The 26890-nt window shown below is 50.7% G+C and carries 27 protein-coding genes; 18 read left to right on the forward strand and 9 right to left on the reverse strand.

Annotated features, from left to right (window positions below):
* The first annotated feature begins 147 nt into the window (after positions 1-147).
* The 6 genes from ACR9FF_RS08645 to ACR9FF_RS08670 all read left to right on the forward strand — a co-directional run bounded on the left by ACR9FF_RS08645 (position 148) and on the right by ACR9FF_RS08670 (position 5465).
* The gene (locus tag ACR9FF_RS08645; RefSeq protein WP_435170366.1) at positions 148-1173 is read left to right on the forward strand and encodes an ATP-binding cassette domain-containing protein; all 1026 of its coding nucleotides are present in this window, start codon (positions 148-150) and stop codon (positions 1171-1173) included.
* Positions 1170-1973, forward strand: coding sequence for an ABC transporter permease (locus ACR9FF_RS08650; RefSeq protein ID WP_127496001.1), 804 nt, complete (start codon positions 1170-1172; stop codon positions 1971-1973). The genes ACR9FF_RS08645 and ACR9FF_RS08650 overlap by 4 nt, the downstream gene beginning before the upstream one ends.
* A 153-nt stretch (positions 1974-2126) precedes the next feature.
* Positions 2127-3293: an FAD-dependent oxidoreductase gene (locus ACR9FF_RS08655; RefSeq protein WP_435170369.1), complete on the forward strand. Its 1167-nt coding sequence runs from the start codon at positions 2127-2129 to the stop codon at positions 3291-3293.
* A 168-nt stretch (positions 3294-3461) separates the two neighbouring features.
* Entirely contained in the window at positions 3462-3662 is a 201-nt protein-coding gene (locus ACR9FF_RS08660) for a hypothetical protein (RefSeq protein WP_435170371.1), read from the forward strand.
* 89 nt (positions 3663-3751) lie between these two features.
* Positions 3752-4111: a winged helix-turn-helix transcriptional regulator gene (locus ACR9FF_RS08665; RefSeq protein ID WP_248757190.1), complete on the forward strand. Its 360-nt coding sequence runs from the start codon at positions 3752-3754 to the stop codon at positions 4109-4111.
* Positions 4112-4298: 187 nt separating this feature from the next.
* The gene (locus ACR9FF_RS08670) at positions 4299-5465 is read left to right on the forward strand and encodes an MFS transporter (RefSeq protein WP_127495996.1); all 1167 of its coding nucleotides are present in this window, start codon (positions 4299-4301) and stop codon (positions 5463-5465) included.
* 72 nt (positions 5466-5537) lie between these two features.
* Here the strand turns inward: ACR9FF_RS08670 and pstB are convergent, their stop codons facing one another.
* The 4 genes from pstB to ACR9FF_RS08690 all read right to left on the reverse strand — a co-directional run bounded on the left by pstB (position 5538) and on the right by ACR9FF_RS08690 (position 9132).
* The gene (gene pstB, locus ACR9FF_RS08675; RefSeq protein ID WP_127495995.1) at positions 5538-6296 is read right to left on the reverse strand and encodes a phosphate ABC transporter ATP-binding protein PstB; all 759 of its coding nucleotides are present in this window, start codon (positions 6294-6296) and stop codon (positions 5538-5540) included.
* A 14-nt stretch (positions 6297-6310) separates the two neighbouring features.
* The gene (gene pstA, locus ACR9FF_RS08680) at positions 6311-7198 is read right to left on the reverse strand and encodes a phosphate ABC transporter permease PstA (protein WP_127495994.1); all 888 of its coding nucleotides are present in this window, start codon (positions 7196-7198) and stop codon (positions 6311-6313) included.
* Positions 7195-8097 carry a phosphate ABC transporter permease subunit PstC gene (gene pstC, locus ACR9FF_RS08685; RefSeq protein ID WP_127495993.1) on the reverse strand — a complete coding sequence of 301 codons (903 nt, stop codon included), beginning with the start codon at positions 8095-8097 and terminating at the stop codon, positions 7195-7197. The genes pstA and pstC overlap by 4 nt, the downstream gene beginning before the upstream one ends.
* 93 nt (positions 8098-8190) lie before the next feature.
* On the reverse strand, positions 8191-9132 hold the full coding sequence (locus tag ACR9FF_RS08690) for a phosphate ABC transporter substrate-binding protein (RefSeq protein WP_127495992.1): 942 nt from the start codon (positions 9130-9132) through the stop codon (positions 8191-8193).
* Positions 9133-9325: 193 nt separating this feature from the next.
* On the opposite strand from ACR9FF_RS08690, the gene ACR9FF_RS08695 reads away from it, so the two are divergent.
* From ACR9FF_RS08695 to ACR9FF_RS08715, 5 genes are all read left to right on the forward strand, one after another.
* A complete protein-coding gene (locus ACR9FF_RS08695; RefSeq protein WP_435170375.1) occupies positions 9326-10606 on the forward strand; it encodes an acetylornithine deacetylase in 1281 nt (426 codons plus the stop codon).
* A gap of 70 nt (positions 10607-10676) precedes the next feature.
* Positions 10677-11135, forward strand: coding sequence for a DinB family protein (locus ACR9FF_RS08700; RefSeq protein WP_201004394.1), 459 nt, complete (start codon positions 10677-10679; stop codon positions 11133-11135).
* Positions 11136-11203: 68 nt separating this feature from the next.
* Complete coding sequence (locus ACR9FF_RS08705) at positions 11204-11821, forward strand: hypothetical protein (RefSeq protein ID WP_127495989.1); 618 nt, start codon at positions 11204-11206, stop codon at positions 11819-11821.
* Positions 11822-11917: 96 nt separating this feature from the next.
* Positions 11918-12544, forward strand: a complete 627-nt coding sequence (locus ACR9FF_RS08710; protein ID WP_127495988.1) for a hypothetical protein — start codon at positions 11918-11920, stop codon at positions 12542-12544.
* Positions 12545-12650: 106 nt separating this feature from the next.
* Positions 12651-13424, forward strand: coding sequence for a TetR/AcrR family transcriptional regulator (locus ACR9FF_RS08715; RefSeq protein ID WP_435170378.1), 774 nt, complete (start codon positions 12651-12653; stop codon positions 13422-13424).
* Between the two features lie 69 nt (positions 13425-13493).
* Here the strand turns inward: ACR9FF_RS08715 and ACR9FF_RS08720 are convergent, their stop codons facing one another.
* Together ACR9FF_RS08720 and ACR9FF_RS08725 are read right to left on the reverse strand one after the other, a co-directional pair.
* Positions 13494-14282 carry an ABC transporter permease gene (locus tag ACR9FF_RS08720; RefSeq protein WP_127495986.1) on the reverse strand — a complete coding sequence of 263 codons (789 nt, stop codon included), beginning with the start codon at positions 14280-14282 and terminating at the stop codon, positions 13494-13496.
* A complete protein-coding gene (locus tag ACR9FF_RS08725; RefSeq protein ID WP_435170380.1) occupies positions 14279-15166 on the reverse strand; it encodes an ATP-binding cassette domain-containing protein in 888 nt (295 codons plus the stop codon). Before ACR9FF_RS08725 ends, ACR9FF_RS08720 begins: the two co-directional genes overlap by 4 nt.
* A gap of 200 nt (positions 15167-15366) precedes the next feature.
* Here ACR9FF_RS08725 and ACR9FF_RS08730 point away from each other — a divergent pair, with 200 nt between their 5' ends.
* Complete coding sequence (locus tag ACR9FF_RS08730; protein ID WP_127495984.1) at positions 15367-15690, forward strand: YtxH domain-containing protein; 324 nt, start codon at positions 15367-15369, stop codon at positions 15688-15690.
* Between the two features lie 104 nt (positions 15691-15794).
* On the opposite strand, the gene ACR9FF_RS08735 is transcribed toward ACR9FF_RS08730, so the two are convergent.
* From ACR9FF_RS08735 to ACR9FF_RS08745, 3 genes are read right to left on the reverse strand one after another with little or no spacing between them, the layout of a single operon-like run.
* Positions 15795-16571, reverse strand: a complete 777-nt coding sequence (locus ACR9FF_RS08735; protein WP_248757181.1) for a sigma-70 family RNA polymerase sigma factor — start codon at positions 16569-16571, stop codon at positions 15795-15797.
* On the reverse strand, positions 16568-17008 hold the full coding sequence (rsbW, locus tag ACR9FF_RS08740; RefSeq protein ID WP_127496037.1) for an anti-sigma B factor RsbW: 441 nt from the start codon (positions 17006-17008) through the stop codon (positions 16568-16570). The genes ACR9FF_RS08735 and rsbW overlap by 4 nt, the downstream gene beginning before the upstream one ends.
* 37 nt (positions 17009-17045) lie before the next feature.
* Entirely contained in the window at positions 17046-17498 is a 453-nt protein-coding gene (locus tag ACR9FF_RS08745; RefSeq protein ID WP_127495982.1) for a DUF948 domain-containing protein, read from the reverse strand.
* Between the two features lie 120 nt (positions 17499-17618).
* On the opposite strand from ACR9FF_RS08745, the gene ACR9FF_RS08750 reads away from it, so the two are divergent.
* The 6 genes from ACR9FF_RS08750 (at position 17619) to ACR9FF_RS08775 (ending at position 26886) form a co-directional block, all read left to right on the forward strand.
* Positions 17619-20291: a CHASE3 domain-containing protein gene (locus ACR9FF_RS08750; RefSeq protein ID WP_435170383.1), complete on the forward strand. Its 2673-nt coding sequence runs from the start codon at positions 17619-17621 to the stop codon at positions 20289-20291.
* The gene (locus tag ACR9FF_RS08755; RefSeq protein ID WP_127495980.1) at positions 20292-21161 is read left to right on the forward strand and encodes a CheR family methyltransferase; all 870 of its coding nucleotides are present in this window, start codon (positions 20292-20294) and stop codon (positions 21159-21161) included.
* 184 nt (positions 21162-21345) lie between these two features.
* The gene (locus tag ACR9FF_RS08760; RefSeq protein ID WP_435170386.1) at positions 21346-22479 is read left to right on the forward strand and encodes an ROK family transcriptional regulator; all 1134 of its coding nucleotides are present in this window, start codon (positions 21346-21348) and stop codon (positions 22477-22479) included.
* A 127-nt stretch (positions 22480-22606) separates the two neighbouring features.
* A complete protein-coding gene (gene xylB / locus ACR9FF_RS08765) occupies positions 22607-24106 on the forward strand; it encodes a xylulokinase (protein ID WP_435170388.1) in 1500 nt (499 codons plus the stop codon).
* 22 nt (positions 24107-24128) lie between these two features.
* Positions 24129-25991, forward strand: coding sequence for a glycosyl hydrolase (locus tag ACR9FF_RS08770; RefSeq protein ID WP_435172070.1), 1863 nt, complete (start codon positions 24129-24131; stop codon positions 25989-25991).
* Positions 25984-26886 carry an ABC transporter permease gene (locus ACR9FF_RS08775; RefSeq protein WP_317979140.1) on the forward strand — a complete coding sequence of 301 codons (903 nt, stop codon included), beginning with the start codon at positions 25984-25986 and terminating at the stop codon, positions 26884-26886. The genes ACR9FF_RS08770 and ACR9FF_RS08775 overlap by 8 nt, the downstream gene beginning before the upstream one ends.
* The last annotated feature ends 4 nt before the right edge of the window (positions 26887-26890 follow it).

Raw genomic sequence — 26890 nt, forward strand, 5'->3', positions numbered from 1 at the left:
ATACGTGAATACATCCGCAGACTGATTTACCGGTAAAGGGATTAGCTTAAGATTGAAACATTGATTCGAAATGTAACGATCGTTTAAATTCAGTTTAAAAATGAACGGTAAGATGATGACATCAACAATTCTTGGGAGGAAACAGGAATGGAATATAAGAATGGGAAAAAGCCAAACAACGGCGACTGGGCGGTTGAGGCTAACGGACTAGTCAAAGTGTTTGGAGATAACAAAGCGGTGGACGGCGTCAACTTGAACGTGAAAGCCGGCTCCATTTATGGCGTGCTTGGTCCAAACGGGGCAGGCAAAACAACAACGATCCGCATGCTGGCGACGCTGCTGCGTCCGGATGCGGGCTCGGCCCGGATTTTTGGCCACGATGTGCAGAAGGAATCTCAGATTGTCCGCCAATTGATTGGCGTTACCGGCCAATACGCATCGGTTGACGAATCGCTCAGCGCAACGGAGAACTTGATTATTTTCTCCCGCCTGCTTGGACTGGGACGTGCGGAAGCGCGGAAGAAAGCCGCTGATCTGCTGGAAGAGTTCGGATTGACGGAAGCGGCCAAGCGCCCGCTTAAGAACTTCTCCGGCGGCATGAGACGCCGTCTGGACCTCGCTGCCAGCCTAATCGCGCAGCCGCCGCTTATCTTCCTGGATGAGCCGACAACAGGTCTTGATCCGCGTACCCGCGCTCAAATGTGGGATACGATCCGTCGTCTGGTGAGCACGGGTTCCACGGTTCTGCTCACGACCCAATACCTGGATGAAGCGGACCAGCTGGCTGACCGGATCGCCGTTATCGACCGCGGTCATGTCGTGGCTGAGGGCACCGTAGACGAATTGAAGCAATCGGTAGGAACTTCTTCGTTGCAGCTCAGAGTTCTGGATCCATCCGATATTGAAATGGCTCGCCAAACCGTCGAGCATGTGCTTGGGGTGCAAGCGACCTTATCAAGCGAGGCTGCCAAAATTACGGCCCCTATGGCCAATGCCGACCGGGTTACGGATCTGTTAATCGCGCTTCGCGAGAAGGGCATTACTTTATCCGAAGTCAGCGTTCAGAAGCCAACTCTTGATGAAGTGTTCCTGACTATTACCGGTCATGGCGTTGAAGAGAAAGCGAAAGAAACGGGAACCGAAACAAAAAGAGCGGAGGCTGTAAACGTATGAGTTCATCGGTAAAAACAGGTCATCTGAAAAATCACACGAGTTTTATTCAATCCTTGCGTCATTCGCTTACCATGGCATACCGGGGGATTTTGAAAATCCGCCGCACCCCGGAGCAGCTGTTTGACGTAACGCTGCAGCCGATCATTTTCACCTTGATGTTTACTTACATTTTTGGCGGCGCGATCTCCGGAGACGTGCAAAGCTACCTGCCGGTGATCATCCCGGGTATTCTTGTTCAGACGGTCATCACCACGTCCATCGTAACCGGCGTTCAGCTCCGGGAGGATATGGACAAAGGCGTCTTCGACCGGTTCAAGTCGTTGCCGATTGCCCGGATAGCCCCGCTTGCGGGAGCCTTGTTGGCCGATACGATCCGGTATACGATCGCTACCGTGCTTACGTTTTCCATGGGCTTCATTATGGGGTACCGTCCTGACGGCGGTATCGGCAGCGTTGTTCTTGCGGCTTTGCTCGTTATTTTTGTCTCCTGGGCAATGAGCTGGATCTTTGCGTTCTTTGGCGTTATCTCTCGTACGGCTTCCAGCGTGCAAGGAGTATCGATGCTCGTATTATTCCCGTTAACGTTTATGTCGAATGCGTTCGTGCCTGCCGATACAATGCCTAACTGGCTGCAGTGGTTCGTAAACATCAACCCGGTTTCCCACGTAGTCTCGGCGGTCCGCGAGTTGACCAATTCCGGCACGGTTGGATCGGATATGGTCTGGTCCTTGGTAGGCGCAATAGCTATCGTAGCTGTATTTGCTCCAATTACGGTTCGCGCTTACATGCGCCGGACATAGGAATTGCTTCATTGGAAGAGATGGCATAATCGCCATCTCTTTTTGTCATTATAAGATGGTTAATCCTGAGCGGTTTAAATTCAGTTTAAGTAGCAGCGTTACTATATCTGTGTAAGGAAAAAACAACAAGCATGGGTATGGGAGATGATTAGCATGACAACAAATCATATAAATAACACAAAGAAAATCGCGATTATCGGCGGTGGACCAGGCGGGCTTACACTGGCTCTCATCCTGCAAAGACATGGCATTGCCGCAACGGTCTATGAACGGGAAGCCCAGGATGGGAATGCCCAGCGCGGCGGCTCTCTCGACATACATGAGGATTCGGGGCAGATGGCGCTGAAGGAAGCGGGGCTGCTGGAGCAGTTCAAGGCGATTGCCCGCTATGAGGGAGAAGATTTCCGCCTGTTTGATAAAACCGGAAAAATCTATATGGACGACAGGGCGGAGGATGGAGAGCAAGGCGACCGTCCGGAGATTGACCGCGGCGTATTATGCGATCTTCTGCTGAACGCATTGCAGCCGGGTACGATTCGCTACGGCTATAAGCTGACGGAAGCGGCTGCTATGGAAGGCGGTCGGCATGAGCTTCACTTTGACAACGGCGAGAAAGTAACGGCTGATCTTGTCATAGGGGCGGACGGCGCTTTCTCCAAGCTTCGTCCGCTGCTGACCGATGCGCAAGCCTCATACTCAGGATTAACGATGGTGGAGCTTCATGTGGATGCGGAGGCGCACCCGGATCAGGCGGCTTTTAACGCAAGAGGCAAAGTATTCGCGCTTGATGATAACAAGGGAATACTTGCACAGCTAAATGGGGACGGTAAAATTAAAGTATACCTGACCTTTACGGCCGAGCAGAGCTGGCTGGATACCTGCGGCATCCCGTTTGACCAGCCCAAGGAAGCCAAGCAGCAGCTTCTCGCGTATTTCGCTGATTGGGCAGAGCCGCTCCAGAACTATATTCACAAGTCGGAAGATCTTGTTCTTCCAAGACGTATTTATATGCTTCCGGTTGGACTGAAATGGGAGCATAAACCGGGAATTACGCTTATTGGAGACGCTGCGCATCTGATGTCCCCGTTTGCGGGCGAAGGCGTAAACCTCGCCATGCGCGACGCAGCCGAGCTTGCGCTTGCCATTGCCGGTCATGAGGATACTGATCAGGCCATTCAAGCTTATGAGAAGAAAATGTACGAGTATTCTGTGGAGTCGGCACAATCGTCCGATGATAATTTGAAGCTGATGTTCTCGGGCAATGCCGCTCCGAACCTTAAAGCATTGTTTGACGTGCTCCATGAGCAGTTTGCCCAGTAAAAATAAGTGAGGCTGTGCCGGTTTATCGGCACAGCCTCTTTTTAATCTAACGCGTATATTTCTCAACGAATACGATCTTTTATTTACATGTCCATTTTCTATGCAGGTCTGGATGATTGTGGTAAAGTTTGAGTAGATGCGAATTCCATTGCAAATGGAGAGGATCCATTGAAAAAGATCGTTTGCGTGTTTATCATGCTTATCGTTGTACTGGCGGGGTGCAGTCAATCAACGGCATTGATAAGGGAAGTCGATTCGCATAAGCTGAATCAGAAGGTGAAGTCTTTCGTAGACCGGAATAAGAGCAAGAATGGGATCTATCTGTACTCGGTGGCGGGAGAAAAAGAGTATTTTATCGTGAATGCATGAAGAGGCAAGTAAGATACAGGTTAAGATTAACGGACAAGAGACTCCGATCGATATAGTCGGCAGCTGAGTCAGGTTAGGAGGTTTGTTGCATGGATGGAAGCAATGAGGCAATCAACGAAGAAGATAAAGGCTCGAGCATTTGCGAGGTGCTTCAAATATTGGGGGCGAAATGGGCATTTCTTGTACTGGAGGAGCTGATGAACGGACCGTTAAGATTTAATCAGCTTCAACGGAACGTCTCCATCGTGAAGACCCAATCGTTAACCAATACGGTACGTCATCTGGAGAACAACGGCCTTGTCATGCGCCAGGTATTTCCGACAGTGCCGGTGACCGTAGAGTATTCCCTGACCGAGAAGGGAAAAGATTTTCAGGCTGCGCTTAGAGAGATGGAGAAATGGGTGCAAAAATGGGGCGATTCCCCTAATCCCCGGCTTAGCCGTTCCTAACGGCAATGTTGCAATCGAACCGTAAGAGCTATTAGCTCTTGCGGTTTTTTTGTCCTCCACTTACTTACCGAACGGTTAGTTACTCCAAAAGGATGGATTATGCCAAAATAAATTGCGTTCTTACTAAAAGTAAGCAACCTCGTTATAATCCGAATTAACAAATCGTTTTGGAAAAGGAAGTGTCGTTATGAATCGTGTTGTGATTTACGTCTTGATGATAGCGGTATTTTTTACGGCCACCTCAGAGCTGGTGATTGCCGGAATCTTGAATGTGCTAGCCAATCAAATGAATATATCGGTGAGCTTGGCAGGTCAGTTGATCACGGTTTATTCTTTGGCTTTTGCGATTGGCACGCCGGTTATTATCGCCTTATCCGTCCGAATACCGCGAAAAAGACTTCTGCTCCTCGCCATAGTCGTATTTATAGCCGGCAATTTTTTGTCCATTGCAAGCACGAACTTCATGGTTCTGATGGCAGCGCGGATGCTGCTTGGGGTTAGCTCCGGCGTCTTTATCGTGGCAGCGTTTAGCGCTGCGGCCAAGATGGTGCCGGTTGAAAAAATCGGCAGCGCGATCGGAACGATTATCCTCGGATTCAGCAGCGCGATGATTTTGGGCGTTCCGCTTGGCGTTGCTTTGACGAATATGTACAGCTGGCAGACAATCTTTTTGTTCCTTGGCATAGGAGGCATTGTGATCCTTATCGGTCTTGCTCTCTTGCTTCCGCAAATCGAGGGGGATGCTCCGGTTCCCTTCAAGCAGCAAATGGGGCTGCTGGCTAATCCGGTGATCTTCTACGCCTTGCTGCTTGTGCTGTTCAGAGAAGCGGGCAACTCGGTGATGTTCACGTATATTGCTTCCTTCCTTGGCGACATTCTTCACAGAAGCTCCGCGGAAATCGGCCTAATGATGCTGGTGTTCGGGCTTGCCGGTGCGGTTGGCTCCAGGATCGGAGGCTCTGCCGTAGACAAATGGGGAAGCGCCAAGTTAATACTGATTGGAGTCACGATCCATGTTATTGCCCTGTTACTGCTGCCGTTAGCCGTTCATTCCTTCCCGGTTGCCATCACCTTGTTGTCGTTATGGATCATGTCGATGTTCACCTTAGGACCGGCAACTCAAACGTATTTCATCGAGCGTGCTCCGCAAGCATCGAATCTGATCATCAGCCTGAATATTTCCGTCACTCAGGTCGGCATCGCCGCCGGAGCCAGCGTCGGCGGACTGGTTGTCAATTGGCAGGATACCGTCCTCTACAATCCATTAGCCGCCGGTCTAATCCTCATTTTTGCCCTGACTTCAGCAGCAGTCTCCATCCGAAAAAGCCGGCCATTGAAACTCCCATCGCTCTAAATTCTAAACGATAACAATAAGGGCTAGATGAACCTGACCGGTTCGTCTAGCCCTTATTGTTATGCCGCTTCATTAACCGAAACGGCCCGTAATGTAGTCGTTAGTCCGTTGATGCGCGGGATTGGTGAAGATCGTTTCCGTTTTATCGTATTCAACCACATGACCGTTCAGGAAGAAGGCGGTTTTGTCGGATACGCGCGCTGCCTGATGCATGTTATGGGTTACGATAACGATGCTGTAATCCTGCTTCAGCTCGGAGATCAGCTCTTCGATCTTGGACGTCGAGATCGGGTCAAGCGCGGAAGCGGGTTCGTCCATCAGAATGACATCCGGTCGAACCGCAATCGTACGCGCGATACAGAGACGCTGCTGCTGACCGCCGGATAAAGCCAAAGCGGATTTGTGAAGACGGTCTTTGGTTTCCTCCCAGATCGCGGCTTTCCGCAGGGATTGTTCGACAAGCTCATCCAGCTGCTTCTTGTTCTTAATGCCGTGATAACGCGGACCAAAAGCGATATTCTCGTAGATCGACTTATGAAACGGGTTAGGACGCTGCCATACCATCCCGATTTTTTTGCGAAGCGCTACGACATCCGTTTCCGTGCCGCTGATTTTCTGCTCTTTTAGCCAGATATCGCCGGTAACCCGGCAGGATGGGATCAGGTCGTTCATCCGGTTCAAGCTTCTGAGGAAGGTTGATTTGCCGCAACCGGAAGGACCAATCAAGGCAGTCACTTCTTTTTCGGCGAAATCAAGCGAGACGTCATGAACGGCATGTTTTTCTCCGTAGTGAACATTTAATTGTTTGGCGGCCAATGCGATTTCTGTCATGCTTGTAACCCTCCTTATTTCGAAGCTGTGAATTTATTATGCATGTAACGACCAAGCGCCCGTGCTCCAAGGTTGAAGAGCAGAACCGTAATGACCAGCACGGCCGAAGCGCCTGCCGCGATTTGCGTAGCATCCGGAGCAAGACCTTCCGAGTTGACTTTCCAGATGTGAACGGCGAGAGTCTCGGCCGGACGCATAGGGTTAAGCGGCGAAGCGGAGTGGAGCGGGTTCCAGTCGGAAAAATCAAGACGCGGGCTGCTCATGCCTGCGGTGAACAGAAGCGCTGCAGCTTCGCCGAAGATCCGGCCGGCAGCCAGAATCGAACCGGAAAGCACGATTGGCAGTGCGATCGGGAGCTGAACCGAACGGATAGTTTTCCACTTGGAGATACCAAGCGCAAGACTTGCTTCCTTCTGCTGAAGCGGTACGCTGCGGAGACCTTGCTCGGTAATCCGCACCATCAGCGGCAGGTTGAAGATCGTCAGCGCGATCGCGCCGGATAGCAGGGAGAAGCCCAGGTTGAATTTATTAACGATAACAAGAAGGCCGAACAAACCAACGATAATCGAAGGGAAGGAAGACAATACTTCGACGACCAGACGAATCGCGGAGGTGATTTTGCCGGCTTTTGCGTATTCGCTCATATAAATGCCAGCGCCGATACCAAGCGGCACGGTAATAACCATCGTAAGTACTAGCAGGAACAACGAGTTGAACAGCTGCGGACCGATACCGCCGCCTTTACGAATCGTTTCCGGCGGGGAAGTAAGGAAGTGCCAGCTGATATGGCCAAGACCGCGGAACAAAATGTAGCCCAAAAGTCCGATCAGGGCGAGAGCGATTAAGCCCGTGATGAAAATAATAATGCCGGTTGCGATTTTATCTACTGTTTTGGCACTCATAGCTTCTTCCTTCCTTCCAGCCAGCGAATGATAAAGACGAATACAAAGGTCATCAGCATCAGAATCAATGCAAGCGACCACAGGGCGTTATTTTGAACGGAGCCCATCGCCGTATTGCCCATGCTAAGCGTAATGGCACTGGTGAGCGTTGAAGTCGATTCGAATAGGGAATGCGGAATATGCGGTGCGTTGCCGATAACCATCTGTACGGCTAGGGCCTCGCCAAATGCTCTCGCAATACCAAGCACGATACCTGTCATTTGCGCGGGAAGCGTAGTAGGCAGGACAATGCGATATATCGTTTGCCAACGGGTAGCGCCAAGCGCGTAAGAGCCTTCTTTCAGGCCCGCGGGCAGGGAAGCCAGCGCATCCGTTGCTATAGTCGTAATTGTAGGTAAAATCATAAAGGCAAGTACAAGCGCGCCTGCTGCGATCCCGACGCCTTGGCCAGGGAACAGGTTGCGGAATAATGGAACGATGACGCTTAAACCAACAAATCCGTATACAACGGAAGGAATACCTGCAAGCAGTTCGATAACCGGCTGCATAAATGTCCGGCCCAACTTCGGAGAGAGCTCAATCATAAATACTGCCGCGCAAAACCCGAGTGGAGCAGCAATGATAGCAGCAAGAATCGATGTGCTGAACGAACCAAAAATAAACGGCAAGGCGCCAAACAACGCCGGTTCGCCATCCGGTTTCCATTTGAGTCCTGTTAACAAATCCTTTACGTTTACGCCGTTTACGATAAAGGTGCTAAGTCCTTTTGAAGCGACGAAGTAAACCATCGAAAAAATGGTGATGATAAGAAACAAGATGCAGATGAATGTATATACTTTGCCAACCCATTCCTCCGCAAGATGCGGCGTGGCTACTTCCCGATCATTAGACTTCTTCATCGCGACCACCCTTTACATAATTAACATGTAGGCATGCAGTCAAGAGACGAGCTTGCCCGCCTCTTGACTATGCCTTTATTTATTGGAGATTAATTATTTCGTTACTGCGCCTTGAGCATCGCGTTTAACTTCCATTTTGCTTACCGGAATGTAGCCCATTTCCACTACGTCGCCTTGGTCGCCTTGAACATCTTCGGATACCATGTAGTCGAGGAATGCTTTAGTAGCTGCATCAGGCTCGCCTTTTGTATACATGTGCTCGTAAGCCCATACCGGGTAAGTGCCGTTAGCTACGTTGTCTACATTTGCTTCAACGCCTTCGTACTTAACAGCTGCGATCGAATCGTCCAGGTAAGACAAAGCCAGGTAACCGATAGCGCCAGGAGTTTCGCTTACGAGCTTCTTAACCGTACCGGAAGCATCTTCTTGAATCGAACCTTGAAGGTCTTCTGTTTTAGTGCCAAGCGCGAATTTCTCGAAAGTAGCGCGAGTACCGGAGCTCGAAGGACGGTTAACGATTTGGATTTTCTCGTCTTTACCGCCAACGTCTTTCCAGTTCGTTACTTTACCAGTGAAGATGTCAACCAGTTGTTGCTTAGTCAGGCTGTCAACGCCAACGTCTTTGTTTGTTACGGCAGCCATAGCGACTACGGCTACTTGATGGTCAACCAGCTCAGCTGCTTTGTCGGCATCCAGCTTCTCTTCAGCGAATACGTCGGAGTTGCCGATTTGGGCTTGGCCTTCCGATACTTGAGTCAGACCAGTACCGCTGCCGCCGCCTTGAACTTGAATCGATACGCCGGAGTTTTTGTCCATGAACTCTTTGGATACTTGGTCAACCAGCGGTTGAAGTGCAGTAGAGCCTGCTGCCAGAATCGATCCGGACAGATCAGCGGAAGCTGTGTTATTTGTTGTTGCATTGTTTGTAGCGGCAGCATTGCCATTCTTTGCACCGTTGTTTGTATTGTTATTGCCACAAGCTGCGAGCGATAAAGACAATGTCAGTGCCATAGTGACGATCAGAGATTTTTTCATTTAAGTAGGTTCCCCTTCCAATCTTTTGTTTTTGTTTTGCTTACATGAGTTATTGTAGTTGGGCTACGTAAACGCAAAACGTTATTCATGTTAACGCAATGTAAATTTTTTTGAGAGTTGTTAAGGTTGTCCGCATGATTGTAATCCTCTATAGTAAGGGTGACATTTTCCTTATGAAATGAGGATGTATTAGATGAAGGAAGCAAAACTGAAGCATGTACTCGATCAGGTGGAAAGCCGGCAGGATGAGTTGTTTGCCCTGCTCGCGGAACTGGTTGCTTTCCCGACGGTAAGCCCGCCGGCGCGCAATACGATGCAGGCGCAGCTGTTTATGAAGGATCAGCTGCATGACCTTGGCTTTGAGACGGAACTGTGGGAGGTTTATCCGGGTGATCCGAATGTAACGGCCGTCAGACGGGGAACGGAGAGCGGTTCCTACAAAAGCCTGCTTCTCAACGGGCATATGGACGTAGCGGAGGTGGGCGACAGCACGGAATGGTCCATGCAGCCGTTTCAATTAACGCTTAACGACGGACGGGCATACGGCCGCGGGACAGCCGATATGAAAGGCGGCCTTGCCGCTTTATTGTTTGCCATTAAGCTGCTGACGGAAGCCGGTATCGAGCTTAAGGGAGATTTGCTGTTCCAATCGGTTATCGGGGAGGAGGCCGGAGAGGCTGGCACCAGAGCATGCATGGAACGCGGCTGCGAAGCGGATTTCGCCATTGTCGCGGATACAAGCCATCTCGCGGTTCAAGGACAAGGGGGCGTTATTACCGGCTGGGTTACGGTGCAAAGCCCGGTTACCCATCACGATGCGATGCGCTCCCGGATGATCCACGCGGGAGGCGGGCTGCATGGGGCAAGCGCGATCGAGAAGATGGCGAAGCTTATTGCCGGGCTGCAGGAGCTGGAGAGGCATTGGGCGGTAACGAAGTCCTATCCGGGATTCCCGCCGGGCTCCAATACGATTAATCCGGCTGTTATTGAAGGGGGACGCCATGCCGCGTTTGTTGCCGACCGCTGCGCGCTTTGGATTACGGTTCATTTCTACCCGGATGAAGATTATGAATCGGTAGCCGCGGAAATCGAGGATCATCTGATGCGCGTGGCGCAGGGCGATCCATGGCTTCGGAATCATCCGCCAACGTTCCGATGGGGCGGGAGATCGATGATTGAGGAGCGGGGAGAAATTTTTCCTTCATTAGAAGTTGATCCGGATAATGATGGCGTGAAGACATTGTTAACGAATCACCATGCTGTTCTGAACCGCGAGGCGGAGGTCGGAATGACACCAACGGTTACGGATGCAGGCTGGATCGGGCGGGCAGGAATCCCGACGGTTATTTACGGACCGGGGGAGTTAAGCAAGGCCCATGCCGTAGACGAAAGCCTTGCTATTGAGGAGCTTATTGAATATACGAAGGTGATGGCCGCTTTTATCGCTGACTGGTGCAACCGGGAAAAAGCCTAAAAGATGAAAATGACATTTACAGCCCTTATAATGAATACTGTTAATGACGATTCAGAGGAGAGATCATGAGATGACGAACATCAATGAGTTTATTGCCGGTTGGAAAAGCCATCGTAACGTTCTGCACGACATGCTGACCGATGTAACAACGGAACAACTGTCCTACAAGCCGTGGGAGAAAGGGATGTCGCTTGCCGGGCTTGTCCTGCATATTACGGGCGCGATGGATATGTTCGCGAAGACCGTGCAAAACGGCGTTTACACGCCAGGCGCCAAGCCGGCTGCGCCTGCAACGATTGAAGAACTGAAAAGCGTCGTGGCAACGGCAACGGAACAGACGGAAGCCGTTCTCCGTTCCCTTACGCCGGAACAGCTTGCAGCGCCAATCGATTTCTTCGGCAACTCGCTTCCGGGCGTTGTTTTGCTGCAAAATGCCAAAGACCACGAGATTCATCACAAAGGCCAGCTGTTTGTCTATTTACGCCTGGTTGGCATCGAGAAGCTGCCGTTTTTCGTAAGCAAGGGCTAACGCTGTAAAAGTATAGCACTGGACGGTATAAAGCGCCGGATGGTATGATGCTTGAGGGTGAAAACAATATGAATAATGATATTACGAATGCGAATAATAACGAAACTAACGATAATACCGAGGTCTGGGACGCGCTCATGAAGACGATCTTCCAGAAGGGACTCGCGACTCTAAAGCCGTACTTCCCTCATGTGGAAGGTCTTGTCGTGAACGATGAGAAATTTGGGCAGATCTTTATTTACCGCGTGACGAACGACTTCAAGAAAACGTATGACTGCGGCTTTTTCCTGCGCGAGCTGGCGGAACAGTTCCAGGATGGCGGCCGTGAAGCAGGGGAATGGATGGCTTCCTTCTTCTACGAGCTAATGAAGACGAACAAAGGCGGCAAAGAGCTGCCTCCTCCTCCGGACAGCGAACAGAAGGAAGAACAATTCATCGATGATGTATTGTTCCCGCATTGCCTTAGCGCGGTCAGCGAGGAATTCGCGCCGCTTACGATTACGGGCAACAGAGGGCTTGATGAGAACCATACGCCTGTGCTTGAGCTTGGCTTCAAGGATGTTCCGGAAGAGAAATGCGTTTTCCCGATTCATTATCTGTACAAAATGATGCAATTGAACCGCGACCCTTCGGATACGATTCTCGTCCAATTGGCCAAGCTTCGTCAGAAATACGGCGTAGAGTAAATAGGATTGATGAACCGTCCCTTTGGGGGCGGTTTTTCTTTTGGACTAGACTGATGATTTGTCGGAATGATATGATGATTACGGGTGAAGCGAATAATGAATAATGAGACGACAAACGAAGAGATCCAAGGCAATTCAGAGGAAGAAGCGAAGCAATTCGCTGAGCTTGTCAAGGCGGTCCAGCACAACGGCTTTGTCGCTTTGAGACAGCATTTCGAAGATGTTCAAGGGCAAGTATTGAACCAAGAGCTTTATGGTCCCGTGTTTGTTTACAAAGTGAAGGATGAATCTGGCAGCGATTACGTTTGCGGCTTTTTCCTTCGTGAGTTAATCGCGAATTTCCAAGCGGGCAACGAAGAGGCGACAGAATGGATGGCTTCGTTCTTCTACGAATTGATGAAGACCGAAGGAGGTAAGCCGCTTCCGCAGCCTCCTGCAAGCGAAGATGATGCCAAAGCTTTAATCGATAAAGTTCTCATCCCGCATTGCATCAAGTCTGTTGAAGACGAATTCCCCGAGGAGAAGGTTCATGCAGGCCTTGCCTGGAACGAAGAGCTGAAAGGACCTGTATTCGAAACGGGTTTCCCGGCGATTTCCGACGGCAATAATGTTTGCGCTTTCTCCCTGCATCTCTTGTATACGCATCTTTTGATCAACCGCGATCCTGCGGAATTGCTGCTTCGGGGACTGTACAAGATCCGCGAAGAGCATGGCATGGATTAGAAAAAACAGCTCCTTTATAGGAGCTGTTTTTTTGTTGCCGCATTTTTTGTGATATACTGTTTATTAAGTACACAATTATGGCGTGACCGGTATGGAGGATAATGGGATGGAGCATGGTGACGAGGAAGACGTATTAAAATCCTTGCCGCGGGGAGTTGCATTGGCATGGGGGCTGGTGAAGGAATCGCAGAGAGGGCCCAAGCGCGAGCTGTCTATCGACCAGATTGTGGCTGCAGCGGTTGAGCTGGCGGATAAGGAAGGACTTCAGGCTGTCTCGATGAGCCGGGTTGCGTCATCGCTCGGTTTTACGGCGATGTCGCTGTACCGTTACGTGCAAAGCAAAGACGATTTGCTGCTGCTTATGCAGGAATCGGTCTGTAAGCTACCGGATAGGCTGGAGGACGAAGACGCGGATTGGCGAGAGGGCATGCGGCAGTATGTACGGGATTGCATTCAAGTATTTCTGAAGCATCCCTGGTATGCGGATATCCCGGTATCGGGCGTCCCCCTAACGCCTAATAATCTGTTGTTTGTGGATTTGGCCCTGCGGCCGATGCGGAAGCTTCCGCTTAATGACTTTGAGAAAATGTCTACCGTTCTGTTGTTAAGCAATTACGCGCGCTCCACCGGTCTGATTCAAAGGGACATGGTCCGGGCGATTGAAGGCGGGGCAAGTCCGGGCTCCTTCAGCGGACTCGATTATACGAAGGCGCTTAAGGTACTCGTGAAGGAGGAGAATTATCCGGACCTGCAGCCGCTTATCGCATCAGGCGTATACACGGAGGAAAATCCGGCGGATAATCCGATCGGCAATGATTTCGATTTTGGCCTGGAGCGCATTCTGGACGGTATTGAGCATTATCTTGCTTCCAAAGGTTAGATGCGAAAAAGCCAGCCATCTGATGGATTTTCATCGGATGGCTGGCTTTTTCTGTTTCAGGAAATCCGATTAACGGCGTCCGGCTTTTTTGCGGAAGGAGAAGATGCTCCAGACGAACGCAAGAGTCAGGATGAAAAGGCACCAGCCAACAGCCCACCAAGCGCTATTATCCAGCGGCGTACCCGTCAGCAATCCCCGGATCGTCTCGATGACAGGCGTTATCGGCTGATGATTGGCTACGCCTTGCAGCCAAGAGGGCATCGTATCCGTTGGCACAAAGGCGCTGGACAGATAAGGGAGAAACAGAAGCGCAAAGCCGTATCCGCTTGCTGCCGCCGGACTTCCCGCTACCAGGCCGATTGCTGCAAATAACCAGGTGAAGGTCAATATAAACAGGGTAATCACGCCAATCGCCAGCACCCACTCGATAAAGCTGGCATTTGGCCGGAAGCCGACAAGCAAGGCGACTCCAATAACAACGGCCGTTGCGAATAAATTGCGGGCGAGGCTGGCTGCGACATGACCGGTCACAACGCTGAGGCTCTTGATCGGCATCGTCCGGAACCGGTCGATAATGCCATTGGTCATATCGTTGGACACGTCAACCGCCGTGCTTGAAGAGCCGAACCCCGCGCAGAGCAAAATAATGCCTGGAACCACGTAATTCACATAATCCCCGCCGGAATCGATAGCTCCTCCAAAGACGTAAGTAAACAGGAGCATCAGCATAACAGGGAGCATTATCGCCATCATCAGAGCCTCCGTATTACGCAGGCTGTGACGGAGACTGCGGCCGATGAAGACAAGGTTGGTTGTCAGCATCGATGCCGGTTTTGCAGGTTTAGTTGAAGCGATCATACGCGCTGCACCTCTTTCCCGTTAGTTGTTAAGGCAACAAAAACATCGTCCAAGCTAGGCCGGCGGATATTGACCCGCGTCCCGGACGGAACCGAATGAATAAGTTCATTCAGCGTCCGGCTAATATCCTGAATGCTTCCGGTTGTAGGTACCGTATGAATAACCTCGTCATGGCCGTTTAATAATTCGATGACTTCTCCACCGACACGCGCTTTTAATTGCTCGGCGCTGCCGGTTGCCACGATCCGGCCGCCATTAATGACGGCAATCTGATCGGCCAGCTGATCGGCCTCCTCCAAATATTGCGTAGTCAGAAAGATCGTTCTGCCTTGACTCGCCAGTTCGCTAATGATATCCCACAATGCCCGCCGGCTGACGGTATCCAGACCTGTAGTTGGTTCATCCAGAAAGATAACGGGGCGGTCGACCACAAGGCTGATGGCAAGATCGAGTCTTCGGCGCATGCCTCCCGAATAGGTTTTTACCCGTTTCTTTGCCGCGTCAACAAGATCAAATGCTCTTAACAGCTCTTCCGTACGCGTTCTGGACTGTGAGGAAGAAAGCCCGGACAGCCTGCCGATCATGCGCAAATTTTCTTCGGCGGACAAGACTTCATCCACTGCGGCGAACTGGCCGGTGAGGCTGATATGCTGCTTGACCAGCTCCTGCTCGGTCTGCACATTATATCCTCCAACTAGAACCTTTCCGCCATCGGGTGCAATTAAGGTAGACAAAATATGAATGAGAGTGGTTTTGCCGGCTCCGTTAGGACCAAGCAGGGCAAAGACGGATCCGGCCGGTACGGACAGTTCAAGTCCGCTTAATACGGATTGTTTCCCGAAGCTTTTGCGGAGACCCGATACTTCAATCGCCATTGATTTCACAAAGCGCCTCATTTCTGTGTATGTTGTACACTGATTATTATGTAAACAGTATATGACATAAACATTAAAAGATGCAATGGTTTTTTAAAAAAAAGAACGGGCGCAAACTTTGCTGTTTCAATTAACCTTTAGAGGTGTAATAGATAATACGAGATCGGATACGGTTTCGAATACGAGAACGGAATAAAGGAGAGATAACTATGCCAAAGGAAAACACAGGTAGCGGTCTGCTGGTAGGTACAATTGTAGGGACAGCGGTTGGTGCTGTCGGGGCGCTTCTGCTAGCGCCGAAAACAGGTGTGCAGCTGAGGGAGGATATCTCGAATAAGTTCCAGGCACTCAGCCAGCGTACTCAGGAACTTGCTTCCACGGCGAAGGACAAAACAAAGGATGTTCTGTCCAGCGTAAGGGAAGAGGCGTCGGATTTGACGGATAGGGCGAAGAAATCCAACGAGCATGTCATGGATGCCTTCAGCTCCGCCAAGGACGATATGAAAGACAAGATGAGGTCCACAACGAATTAAGAAGCGGATCGAAGGGAGAGGTTGTCCATCGGACAACCTCTCTTTTTTTGCGCTTGGATTGGCAAAAGAAAACCGCCCGTCTCCTGACGAGACGGGCGGTTCGTTCAGCCTCCTTCGCTTTGCGGCGGATGAAGAAGCTGTCTTAATTTATCGAGCGCGCGCTTCTGGAAGCGGGATACGCTCATTTGGGATACGCCAAGCTGATCCGCGATTTCCCTCTGGGATTGGCCATGCTGATAGACGAGAACGAGCACTTTGCGTTCCTCATCCTTGAGCTGTGCCATGGCATCGCTGAGTGCAATCTGGTTATCGACATGGCTGTATTTATCGCTGTTGTCGCTTATGACATCGCCAATTGTCGCACTGTCGCCTTCGCTGGAGAGCGGGGTGTCAAGCGAGACATACTGATAGGATTCGCGGGAAGACAAGACTTCGATCGTTTCCTCCACCGATAATCCCAAATAAGCGGCAATCTCGTCCATCTTGGGGGAGCGCTCGAGCTTTGTCGTCAGCTCATCGATGGCTTTTTGGACGAGCAGGCCTTTTTCCTTCATATTTCGAGGAACCTGTATGTACCAGGACTTGTCGCGCAAATAATTTTTCAGCTGGCCAATGACGCTTTTCATGGCGTAGCCTTCGAATGGAACGCCCTTGTCGCTATCATACTGCTTGAACAGCCGCAGCATGGACATTTGGCCGACCTGATACAAATCCTCGTACAGATCGGGGCGGTTTCTCGAAATTTTTGACACGGCCATCCGGACCAATGATTCAAAATGCTGCAACAATGCCGTTGCGGCATCGTTGCAGCTCATTTCCTTGTATCTTTGAAGCAGATCATTAATTTGCTGCTGATTTAGGCAGGATGATTGTGATTTCATGCCATCTCCTCTTTCCTACCAAGTCGCTTGGTTAGAATCACCTCGGTGCCTAATTCCGAACGGACCTCAACCTGGTCCATTAAAGCCTGCATCAGAAAAAGACCAAGGCCTCCCACATTCGCGTCGATTAACGGCTTTTCGTGCAGGGAAGCATGCGCAATAACGGTCGGCTCGTAATGAAAGCTGCTCCCCGAATCCTTGACCCGGATTTGGAAGGAGTCTTCCTCTGCTTCAAAGATGACCTCAATAATCCCGAATTCCCCTCCGTTGTAGGCATGCAGGACAACGTTGCTGCATGCCTCCGTAACGGCTACCTTCATATCTTCTATTTCTTCGTAAGAAAAGCCTTCCTTGGCGGCCAGTCCCGACAGGGTCAGCCGCACGATATCAATATATTCGGCTTTCGCCGGTATAGTTAAGCTAGTCCATGGTTTCATCATTGTTCCCGTTCCTCTCCGCTTATCCTATTATAGCTTAATGTTGTTTGAGTTTTCTCCAAATTCGTAAGGAGGAAATAATGCCATCTGTTATTGCGCCTGTAATCCTTCCATTGCTTGGCCGGGGTGTTCCGCTATCGTAGACTTCCCGCTGAGCTTTATTTTTGACAGTGGCAACAAGGCCTGCGGCCGTTTCCTTCATGACGCCTGTAAAGCTGTGCAGGGTCTGGCCGATGTCATGCACGGTTGCGAATACGACATCCAGCGAGCGGAGCTTCGTGCGGACATCAAGGGTCATCTCCGTGGTGTTATGAATCATTTCCTTCACGTCCCCGCTGATCTCGGAGACGTCGGTTCGAAGCTCGCCGACCGTATTGCGTACTTCGTTCAAGGTTGAGGTCAACGCTTTGATGGTCTGGATAAGGAAAAACATCAGGATGACGAAAGCAACCGTAATGACGGCAATAATGATCTGAATGAAAATATCCATTACAATCACATCCTCTTTTTTTCTTTTTAAATACCCTAGAAATATGTAAATGAAACAGCCGTGTGATTGTAAATATAATGGTATAATTAATTTAAGAGATTAAGAGAGAAGGAGATTTCTATGCTGCGAGCATTCAAATTTAATATTAGAACCAAGATTGCAATCGGGTATTTCCTTATTCTTATTTGTTTAGGGGCTTCGATTGTAACGGTGACGGACCGCATAGAGGCACTGCAAAACGAAGTTGAAACGATAACTACCCGGGATGTCGAGGTTCACAACCTGATTGCTTCCATTCAATACGATGCGGTCAGCATGGAGACAGCCCAGCGCGGATATATCATTACGGGCGATGAAAGCTACCTGGATCCCTACGATAAAGGAAAGTCGCAGTGGGAGTCCAATTATAACAGCCTGTATGCTTACATCGCGGACAATTCAAGCACGCAGAAGCAGCTGGAGGAAATCAAGCTGACCATCCAGGAATGGATCAGCAAAGCGGCAGAGCCGACAATCGAGATGAAAAGGGAAGGAAGAGAGGCGGATATTATCGCCTTCTTCCAGAATGACGTCGGCAAGCAGCGGATGGACAGCCTCCGTTCCAAATTCGATGCGATCGGCAATCAAGAGGTTCAGGCGACAAAGCTGCACATTATGGATCTGGAGAACAAAAACCGGATTCTTACCATAGGCATCTACCTGCTGCTGCTGGCTGCAACCATTATATCGTTTATGATCGTGTCGTTTGTGTCCGGTTCGATTGTCAAAACGATTAAGCAGGTCGTGGAGACGATTAAGGAAATCGCTTCTTCCGGCGGCAATCTGGCAACCCGGATTAAAGTTAATTCGAAAGACGAGATCAAGGATCTTGGCGATGCAACTAACGAGCTGCTTGCAAGCCTTGAGGCGAAAAGCTGGATTCAAGCCAAGGTTGCGGAGGTCGCAACGATGACGCAGGGGATTAACGACCTGCAGGTGCTTGCCCGGACGTTTCTGACGAAGGTCGCACCGATGGTTAACGCGTCTTACGGCGTGTTTTACATCCGGAAAGGAGCAGGCGATCAGCAGCGTCTGGAGAAGCTGGCCTCTTACGCCAGCTCCGGGGAGGATGCGGGCAAGTCCGAAATCCGATTTGGAGAAGGGCTGGCAGGGCAATGCGCAATTGAAAAACGCATTTTCCTTATCAATCAGACGAAGGACCATGCTCCGCTTATTTCAACCGGACTGTTTCAGATGGAGCCGCGGAGTATACTAATCGTTCCCGTTGAGTACGAAGACAGGCTGGAAGCCGTTATCGAATTCGCTTCGCTTGAGTCATTCACCACCCAGCACCTGAAGCTGATGGAAGAGGTTGAGAAAGACTTCGGCATTGCGGTTAACAATGTAGCCGGACGTATGGAGGTCGAGCGTCTGCTAAGCGAATCCCAGGTGTTAACCGAGGAATTGCAGATGCAGCAGGAAGAGATGCGGATGACAACCGAACATCTGGAAGAGCAATATCTGGTGGCCGAGCAGAAGACGAAAGAGCTCGAGAAAGCAAAGGAAGAATTGGAGGATTACTCCGAGCAGCTGGAGAAAAGCTCACAGTACAAGTCCAATTTCCTTGCGAACATGTCGCATGAGCTTCGCACGCCGCTCAATAGCATTCTCATTTTATCGCAGCTGCTGGCAGAGAATGAGAACCATACTTTAAGCGAAGACGAAGAAGGTTATGCTAAAGTTATCCATACTTCGGGAACGGATTTGCTCAAGCTCATCGACGATATTCTGGATCTGTCGAAGATTGAAGCGGGGAAAGTCATTTTGACCGTGGACGAAGTGAATCTTACGGAAATTCCGGAGCTTATGAAGCTGACCTTTAACCCAATAGCGGAAAAAAGAGGAGTTGCTTTTGCAATTGATATGGCCGAGAACCTTCCTGCCGTATGGTACACGGATGGCCAACGCCTGCAGCAAATTTTGAAAAATCTGCTGTCCAACGCTTTCAAGTTTACGGAGAAGGGCTCCGTTCGATTGGGATTTGATCATACGGATGACGGTATGCTGGCGATTTCCGTGACGGACACGGGTATCGGTATTCCTAAGGACAAGCAGAAGCTGATCTTTGAAGCCTTCCAGCAGGTGGACGGCAAGACGAACCGGATTTATGGCGGAACGGGACTAGGGTTGTCCATCTGCAACGAGTTTGTGAAGCTGCTGGGCGGGTCCATCAAGCTCGACAGTACGCTTGGGGAAGGCAGCTGCTTTACCGTCTATCTGCCTCTGCTTAGTCAAGAAATGGTTGATATGATTCAGATGGCTCAAATGGAAGCATCGGCGGCCATTGAGATTACGGGAACGGAGCAGCCAGAACAGACGCAGTCCTCTGGAGAGGAAGCAGCGGAAGAGCATGTCGCCGGCTGCGTGTTTGCAGGGAAGAAGGTGCTGCTGGTTGAAGACGACGCGCGCAATGTGTTTGCGCTCGTTAACGCGCTGGAGAACAAGAAGATGCAGGTGACGGTTGCGGGCAACGGCAGGGCGTGCATGGATCTTTTGAAAGATAATAAAGACTTTGATCTTGTTCTGATGGACATTATGATGCCGCTTATGGATGGGTACGAGACGATGAGGGAGATGCGCAAGCAGCCGGAGCTGCAGGCCATGCCGATTATCGCCCTGACGGCTAAAGCGATGAAATCCGACCGTGATAAATGTCTCGAAGCGGGTGCTTCGGATTACATCAGTAAACCATTGCAGATGGATCAATTGTATTCGCTTATGCAGGTATGGCTGACGAAGCAGGTGGGGAGCTAAATGGACAATCAGCAGCACTTTGATTTACCGGATCATACGCTCGATGAACTGCCGGCCAACGAATGGGAAGACATTGAGATCGAACTGTTGATTGAAGGGCTGTTCCGTGCATACGGTTATGATTTCCGTCATTACTTAAGATCCTCCCTCAGGCGGCGGATCCGGAACCGGATGTATATGGACGGCGTGCAGACCGTTACCGGAATGCTGGAAAAGGTTTTGCATGAGCCGGACTATGTTCATAAGCTGACCAATGATTTCTCCATCAAAGTAACGGAGATGTTCCGTGATCCAAGCTTTTTCCGGGCATTCCGCGAACGGGCGGTTCCGCTGCTGGACAAGCTGCCGGAAATCCGGATTTGGCATGCGGGCTGTTCAACTGGCGAAGAAGTATATTCCATGGCCATTCTGCTGCAGGAGCAAGGGCTGCTCGAGAAGGCCAGAATTTATGCGACCGATATGAGCGAGCGTGCCATTGAGCAGGCGAAGGAAGGAAAGTTTCCGCTTAAGCGGATGCAGACGTTTACTAAAAACTATTTGCAGGCCGGCGGAACAAAGGAATTCTCCGCTTATTACACGGTTGAAAGGGATTATGCGATATTTGACCCTTCCTTGGCGCAGCATGTGATGTTCGCCCAGCATAACCTGGCAACGGACAGTACGTTTAATGAATTTCATGTAATCCTATGCCGTAACGTGATGATTTACTTTAATCCCGAGCTGCAGGACCGCGTACACCGGCTGTTCCATGAGAGCTTAACCAAGGCGGGCATATTGGGACTTGGCAGCATGGAATACCTGATCGCTCCTTGGAAGCAGCATTACGAGGAGCTTGCCGACGGCGAGCGGCTGTTTGTGAAAAAGGATTAGACTTATACGGCTCCGGCTGTTGGATGATGATAAATCCGGCAGCCGGAGTTTTGTTGTTTATAGGTTATTCATAGTATGATAAAATTTTTAATTAATCGATTTGTTAAATAAACAAAAAGCGAGTGTGAGCGGATTGAATACCCCAAAAACGAAACAAGGAAAAAACCTGGAGGACATCCAGGAAATGAATCGCTCGCTTCTTATTCGCCTGATGAGAAAGCGGCAGCAGGTGTGTACCCGCGCGGAATTAACGCAAGAGTCCGGACTTAATCAATCTACCATTACGAATATAATCAATGAGCTGATCAACTGGGGGCTTGTCGTGGAGACTGGCGTCATCGAGGGGAAAAAGGGCCGCAGATCCATTGGCATCCGCTTAAACAACGAGCCGTTTAAGGTTGTAGGCATCCGGTTATCCCGTAAATCGATTACGGTTGCCCTTTACGATCTAGGCGGAAAGGAATATGGCAGCAAGCAAGTCCCGATTCGTAATCTGGAGGGGTCCGATACGGCTTTTGCCAAGATGAAAGGGCTCATTGCCGAGATCATCGAACCCTGCAAGGAAACGGTTAAAGCTATCGGAATAGCAACGCCTGGACCGCTTTTCCGCAGTGAAGGCCGAATCGCCCTGATGACCGAGTTTCCCGGCTGGGAAAAGATTAATATACAGGACGAGCTGAATCAGGAGTTTGGCTTGCCTGTTTATATCGAGCATGATGCCAAAGCCGGAGCGCTGGCTCACTGGTGGTTCAGCGAGCCTCATCGGGATCATGGCGTTATGGTATACGTAGCGGCCGGGCAGGGGGTAGGAGCGGGTATTGTCATGGACGGCAAAGTATATAGGGGAACGCTTGGCATGGCCGGTGAAATCGGACATATGAGCATCGATTACAACGGTCCGTTATGCGAGTGCGGCCATAAAGGCTGCCTAGAGCTTTATTGTTCAACAACCGCGCTTCTAAAAAAGCTGAATAAGGAGTATTCCTCTCTTCCGTCCGTTTGGAAAGCGGTACAACAAGATGAACCTGCGACCGTTGAAGCAGTCCGAAGCGCGTCCTGGTTCCTTGGCTTTGGATTAGTTAATATCATCAACACGTTTAACCCGGACCGGATCATTATAGGCGATGAATTGTCTAATGCGGGAGAACTTGTGCTTCGGACGATTAGAGAGGTTATCGATTCCAATGCGCTTCCGGTTGTATCCAGCCGGGTCACGCTGGAATTAGCTTCACCCGCTGTAGACGATATCCTGGTGGGAGCCGCGACAACTGCCATTGACAGCTTACTGGCCCAACCTTCCGTCTTATTCGGGCAATAGACCTTAGTAAAAATGCTAAGGTCTTTTTTTTGATTTAATACTTGATCAAATCAATTAATTGATTTATAGTAACAATAGATCAAGTAAATATTTACATATTCGCCGCAGCGGAGGGAGCTTTGAAGGAATGAGTGTATTACTGGGAATTGATATCGGGACTTCAAGCGTTAAGTCTCTGCTCATGGATGCGGAGGGCAACGTGATTGGCTTCTCGCAGCTTGAATACGATATCAGCATTCCGTCGGTTGGCCGCGCTGAGCAGGATCCGGAAGTCTGGTGGGATCTGGTGTGCCAGGCAACCACGCTTGCGCTAGGTCAAGCGAATATCGAGGCAGACAACATTACGGGTATCGGTCTTTCGGGACAAATGCACGGCTTAGTTGCCCTCGACCGGCATCATAACGTAATTAGACCGGCCATCATTTGGTGCGATCAGCGTTCCTCCGGTCAAACGGAAGAGCTTAACCGGCTATTTAGCCAAGAGGAGCTAGGCGGGCTTATCCAGAACCCTGTTGCAGCCGGCTTTCAGCTGCCGTCGCTTATGTGGCTGAAAGAGCATGAACCAGACAGTTATCGGAAGATCGCGCATGTGATGTTGCCCAAGGATTATATCCGGTTCCGGCTTACCGGTCGGATTGGCGTCGATACAACGGACGCATCAGGCACTTCCGCGTACAACGTGGCGGGCAAGACCTGGGCAATATCATTGCTGAACCGGGCCGGGATAGATGCTTCGATATTCCCGGCAGCAGGCGAACCATGGGAGATCGCCGGACAGGTCAGCCCCTTGGCGGCAGCAACGAGCCCTTTTAAACAAGGAACACCCGTTGTTTATGGCGGAGCGGATCAAGCGATGCAGGCGATCGGAAACGGCATCCTTGCACCGGGTATCGTCTCCTGCACGATAGGGACGGGGGGCCAGTTATTTACTCCGATTGACACGCCGGTGTACGATGCGTCATTGCGTACGCACACCTATGTTCACGCCGCCCCAGGCAAATGGTATCTGCTCGGTGCATCGATGAGCGCGGGGCTTTCCCTGAGGTGGCTGGCCGGCAAGGTTCTGGGCCGCAATGATTACGGGCAGCTCGACCTTGAAGCGGCTAAAGTCGCAGCAGGCAGCGAAGGCTTGTTGTTCCTGCCTTATTTGGCGGGCGACCGTACGCCGCATATGGATGCGTACGCCAAAGGAATGTTTTTTGGACTCACCCTTAACCATGGTTACGAGCATATGGTTCGCTCCGTGCTGGAGGGAGTTGGCTATTCCATGCGGGATAGTCTGGAGATTTTTAAAAAGCTTGGCGTACGGATGGACAGAATCATCGTCTCCGGCGGCGGGGCTCAAAGCCGTTTGTGGAAACAGATAATGGCGGATGTGCTGGGCAGCGAGGTATACACGAGCACGATGAAAGAACAAGCCTGCGTGGGAGCTGCGATAATGGCCGGGGTAGCCACAGGGGTGTATGCCGATGTAGAGCAAGCGATTGCCGCAATCGTACGGATTCAAGAAGAACCCATCCGACCGCTTTCCGAAAACGAAGATGTTTATGCTAGACAATACGAAGTTTATAAGCAGCTGTATGCAAGCAACAAAGCACTTTTTCCAATGCTGGGTCGACACGATTAACCAAATGGAGGGACAAACCGTGATGAATCAATGGGAAATGCCTAGCCTGTTAAGGCTTGAGCAAGGGGAATCGGCAAAAGTAAACGAAGGTGCCGTAAAAACGCTGGCGATTGGACTCGAGCTTTCGGAGCTGCTTGAAGGGGAATGGCTTGTTGCGAAAAATGCAAACGGAATAGCTGCAGTACGCATCTATTCCGCTCGCGGGGCAGAAATGGAAGCGTTATCAGTCTATGCGGATTGTTATACCGATGCAAGAGAAATGCCTATACGGTTATCCGTTCCTTGGAGCGCGATAGGCGATGGCGAGCATTCGATCCTCTGGCAATACGGCGGTCATTTTGCCCGTTTATACGTGGATGGCGTATTGGTTGACGAAGATTGGCCGATGGGCTCCTTGCTGCTGGACGGCTCCGTGCAAGTGCATGTAGACAAAGGGGTGCAGCAGGCAGGAATCTGGCGCGAGCTATCCTCTTCCATTAGCGCTGACCCAAGCTTGGTTGACCGGTATTTAGGGAAGGAACCGGAGTCTATTCAGTATTGGAGACCTAGGGGATTCAATACCGGCGTTGGCGATTGCATGCCGTTCTTCGACGGACAGAAATATCGAATCTATTATTTGTTCGACCGCCGCGGGCATGCAAGCAAATGGGGGCTAGGCGCGCATCAATGGTCGCAGATTTCTACCTCTGACCTGCGCAATTGGGAGCATCATCCGATGGCCGTTGCCATTACGGAGGAAGGGGAAGGCTCTATCTGCACCGGCTCCGTTTTCCGCAAGGATGAACGCAGTTACTATGCTTTTTACGCGGTTAGGGCAGTCGATGGTTCGCCTGCGCAATTAACTTACGCGGTAAGCGAAGACGGAATCAGCTTTGCCAAGACGGGACGAAGCATCGGGCTTTCAGACCGGTATACGCTTCCGTCGGTTCGCGACCCGCATGTATTTCAGAGCGAAGACGGCAAGTACCATATGCTGATTACGACAAGCCTGATCGACAGCGGCAGAAATAAAGGATGTCTGGCGCATCTCGAATCGGATGATCTGGAGAACTGGACGGAGCTCGAGCCTTTTATCGTTCCCGGCTACCATGACGAGCCGGAGTGCTCGGACTGCTTCGAGTGGAACGGCTGGCATTATCTTATCTTTAGCAATGACGGAACGGCCCGTTACCGTTATGCCCGCGATCTGAACGGACCTTGGCTGCGGCCGGCCATGGACGTGTTTGACGGTCCGCAATGGCGGGTGCCGAAGACGGCGGCTTTTCCGGGAGGCCGGCGAATTGCCGCAGGGTTTCTCTCGTCCCCGGGCAAATACGGCGGAGAATTGATTCTGCGCGAAGTGGTGCAGCAGCCTGACGGCTCCTTAGGATTCAAATTTGTGCCGAAATTGATGGAGCAATCAACCGCGGCGCCGAAGCTGCTGGAGCCGTTCCGCTTGGAGGGAGGGGCCGGATGGGCGGATAAGGCTGCCGGACAGCCATCGGAATCCTATCGGCTGTCCTTCCAAGCGAAGCCTGAGGACCAAACGATGTACTTCGGATTTTCCGTAGCCGATTCCTCTAACTTTACCTCTGGCTACGATGTTCGTTTTGAACCGTCGCGGAGAAAAATCGGAATTCACCGCATTCATGCGTCTACCTTGCAAGAAGATGAGCTGTCCTCCATTTACGACGTTGATGGCCTGGACCAACCTCTTTCGGTTGAGGCCGTCATTAAGCCAGGCTGGATCGATTTATGCGTAAACGGTCATCGGACGCTTATATCCCGAATCGACATGCCATGCGGACATCTTCGTTTCTTCGCTCAATTCGGTTCTGCCGAGTTTGCTTCCATACGGATTGAAGGGACAGAGGAGGCAGCCGGGCGGGAGGGGCAGGATGGTTAGGCTGGGGAGGATAGCCAAGGGCTGGAGGCTGTACGTTTTGTTGCTTCCGGCTCTTGCATACCTGATTCTGTTCCAATATGTTCCGATGTACGGCGTCCTCATCGCATTCAAGGACTTTAACGCGGTTGACGGAATACTAGGCAGTCCATGGGCGGGATTCGTTCATTTTCGGGAGTTTTTCGAGTCGTATGTTTTCAAGTCGATATTGACGAACACTCTGAAACTTAGCGTATATTCGCTGCTCATCAGCTTTCCGATTCCGATTCTATTCGCTCTCTTGCTCAACCAGATCCGCAGCAGAATGGCCAAAAAATTCGTGCAGACCGTTACTTACGCTCCTTATTTCATTTCTACCGTGGTATTGGTCTCGATGCTTAACGTCTTCCTTGCTCCCAGCTCTGGAATTATCAATAACTTTATCACTTTGTTTGGCGGCGACGCCGTGAACTTTATGGCGAGGGCGGAGTGGTTCCGCTCCGTCTATATCACCTCCGGCATCTGGCAGACGATGGGCTTTAGCGCCATTATTTATTTGGCTGCACTCAGCGCCGTTAATCCGGAGCTTCACGAGGTTGCTATCGTGGACGGGGCGTCCAAGCTGAAACGGATTCGGCATATCGATATTCCTTCCATCATGCCGACGATCGTCATTATGTTCATTCTTGGGATTGGCAGCATCATGTCCGTAGGCTGGGAGAAGGCTTTCTTAATGCAGCAGGGGATGAACCTGACGGCCTCCGAGATTATTTCTACCTATGTCTACAAGATTGGATTATTGAATGCGCAGTACAGCATGGCTACGGCCATCGGCCTATTTAATTCACTCATTAACTTTACACTGCTGATTCTGTCAAACAGCTTGTCCAAGCGGGTGATGGGAAGCAGCCTGTGGTAAAGGA

It is taken from the genome of Paenibacillus glycanilyticus (assembly GCF_051200795.1).
Lineage (GTDB): Bacteria > Bacillota > Bacilli > Paenibacillales > Paenibacillaceae > Pristimantibacillus > Pristimantibacillus glycanilyticus.

What these genes read in the sequence shown, in the direction of transcription:
- ACR9FF_RS08735 (WP_248757181.1), bottom strand. Translation starts at nt 16,571, where the DNA reads ATGAAATCACAATCATCCTGCCTAAATCAGCAGCAAATTAATGATCTG.
- ACR9FF_RS08670 (WP_127495996.1), top strand. Translation starts at nt 4,299, where the DNA reads ATGAATCGTGTTGTGATTTACGTCTTGATGATAGCGGTATTTTTTACG.
- ACR9FF_RS08760 (WP_435170386.1), top strand. Translation starts at nt 21,346, where the DNA reads ATGAATCGCTCGCTTCTTATTCGCCTGATGAGAAAGCGGCAGCAGGTG.
- ACR9FF_RS08710 (WP_127495988.1), top strand. Translation starts at nt 11,918, where the DNA reads ATGAATAATGAGACGACAAACGAAGAGATCCAAGGCAATTCAGAGGAA.
- ACR9FF_RS08770 (WP_435172070.1), top strand. Translation starts at nt 24,129, where the DNA reads ATGAATCAATGGGAAATGCCTAGCCTGTTAAGGCTTGAGCAAGGGGAA.
- ACR9FF_RS08755 (WP_127495980.1), top strand. Translation starts at nt 20,292, where the DNA reads ATGGACAATCAGCAGCACTTTGATTTACCGGATCATACGCTCGATGAA.
- ACR9FF_RS08730 (WP_127495984.1), top strand. Translation starts at nt 15,367, where the DNA reads ATGCCAAAGGAAAACACAGGTAGCGGTCTGCTGGTAGGTACAATTGTA.
- ACR9FF_RS08705 (WP_127495989.1), top strand. Translation starts at nt 11,204, where the DNA reads ATGAATAATGATATTACGAATGCGAATAATAACGAAACTAACGATAAT.
- ACR9FF_RS08750 (WP_435170383.1), top strand. Translation starts at nt 17,619, where the DNA reads ATGCTGCGAGCATTCAAATTTAATATTAGAACCAAGATTGCAATCGGG.
- ACR9FF_RS08695 (WP_435170375.1), top strand. Translation starts at nt 9,326, where the DNA reads ATGAAGGAAGCAAAACTGAAGCATGTACTCGATCAGGTGGAAAGCCGG.
- ACR9FF_RS08700 (WP_201004394.1), top strand. Translation starts at nt 10,677, where the DNA reads ATGACGAACATCAATGAGTTTATTGCCGGTTGGAAAAGCCATCGTAAC.
- pstC (WP_127495993.1), bottom strand. Translation starts at nt 8,097, where the DNA reads ATGAAGAAGTCTAATGATCGGGAAGTAGCCACGCCGCATCTTGCGGAG.
- ACR9FF_RS08650 (WP_127496001.1), top strand. Translation starts at nt 1,170, where the DNA reads ATGAGTTCATCGGTAAAAACAGGTCATCTGAAAAATCACACGAGTTTT.
- ACR9FF_RS08655 (WP_435170369.1), top strand. Translation starts at nt 2,127, where the DNA reads ATGACAACAAATCATATAAATAACACAAAGAAAATCGCGATTATCGGC.
- ACR9FF_RS08775 (WP_317979140.1), top strand. Translation starts at nt 25,984, where the DNA reads ATGGTTAGGCTGGGGAGGATAGCCAAGGGCTGGAGGCTGTACGTTTTG.
- ACR9FF_RS08645 (WP_435170366.1), top strand. Translation starts at nt 148, where the DNA reads ATGGAATATAAGAATGGGAAAAAGCCAAACAACGGCGACTGGGCGGTT.
- pstA (WP_127495994.1), bottom strand. Translation starts at nt 7,198, where the DNA reads ATGAGTGCCAAAACAGTAGATAAAATCGCAACCGGCATTATTATTTTC.
- ACR9FF_RS08690 (WP_127495992.1), bottom strand. Translation starts at nt 9,132, where the DNA reads ATGAAAAAATCTCTGATCGTCACTATGGCACTGACATTGTCTTTATCG.
- ACR9FF_RS08745 (WP_127495982.1), bottom strand. Translation starts at nt 17,498, where the DNA reads ATGGATATTTTCATTCAGATCATTATTGCCGTCATTACGGTTGCTTTC.
- pstB (WP_127495995.1), bottom strand. Translation starts at nt 6,296, where the DNA reads ATGACAGAAATCGCATTGGCCGCCAAACAATTAAATGTTCACTACGGA.
- ACR9FF_RS08715 (WP_435170378.1), top strand. Translation starts at nt 12,651, where the DNA reads ATGGAGCATGGTGACGAGGAAGACGTATTAAAATCCTTGCCGCGGGGA.
- rsbW (WP_127496037.1), bottom strand. Translation starts at nt 17,008, where the DNA reads ATGAAACCATGGACTAGCTTAACTATACCGGCGAAAGCCGAATATATT.
- ACR9FF_RS08665 (WP_248757190.1), top strand. Translation starts at nt 3,752, where the DNA reads ATGGATGGAAGCAATGAGGCAATCAACGAAGAAGATAAAGGCTCGAGC.
- ACR9FF_RS08720 (WP_127495986.1), bottom strand. Translation starts at nt 14,282, where the DNA reads ATGATCGCTTCAACTAAACCTGCAAAACCGGCATCGATGCTGACAACC.
- xylB (WP_435170388.1), top strand. Translation starts at nt 22,607, where the DNA reads ATGAGTGTATTACTGGGAATTGATATCGGGACTTCAAGCGTTAAGTCT.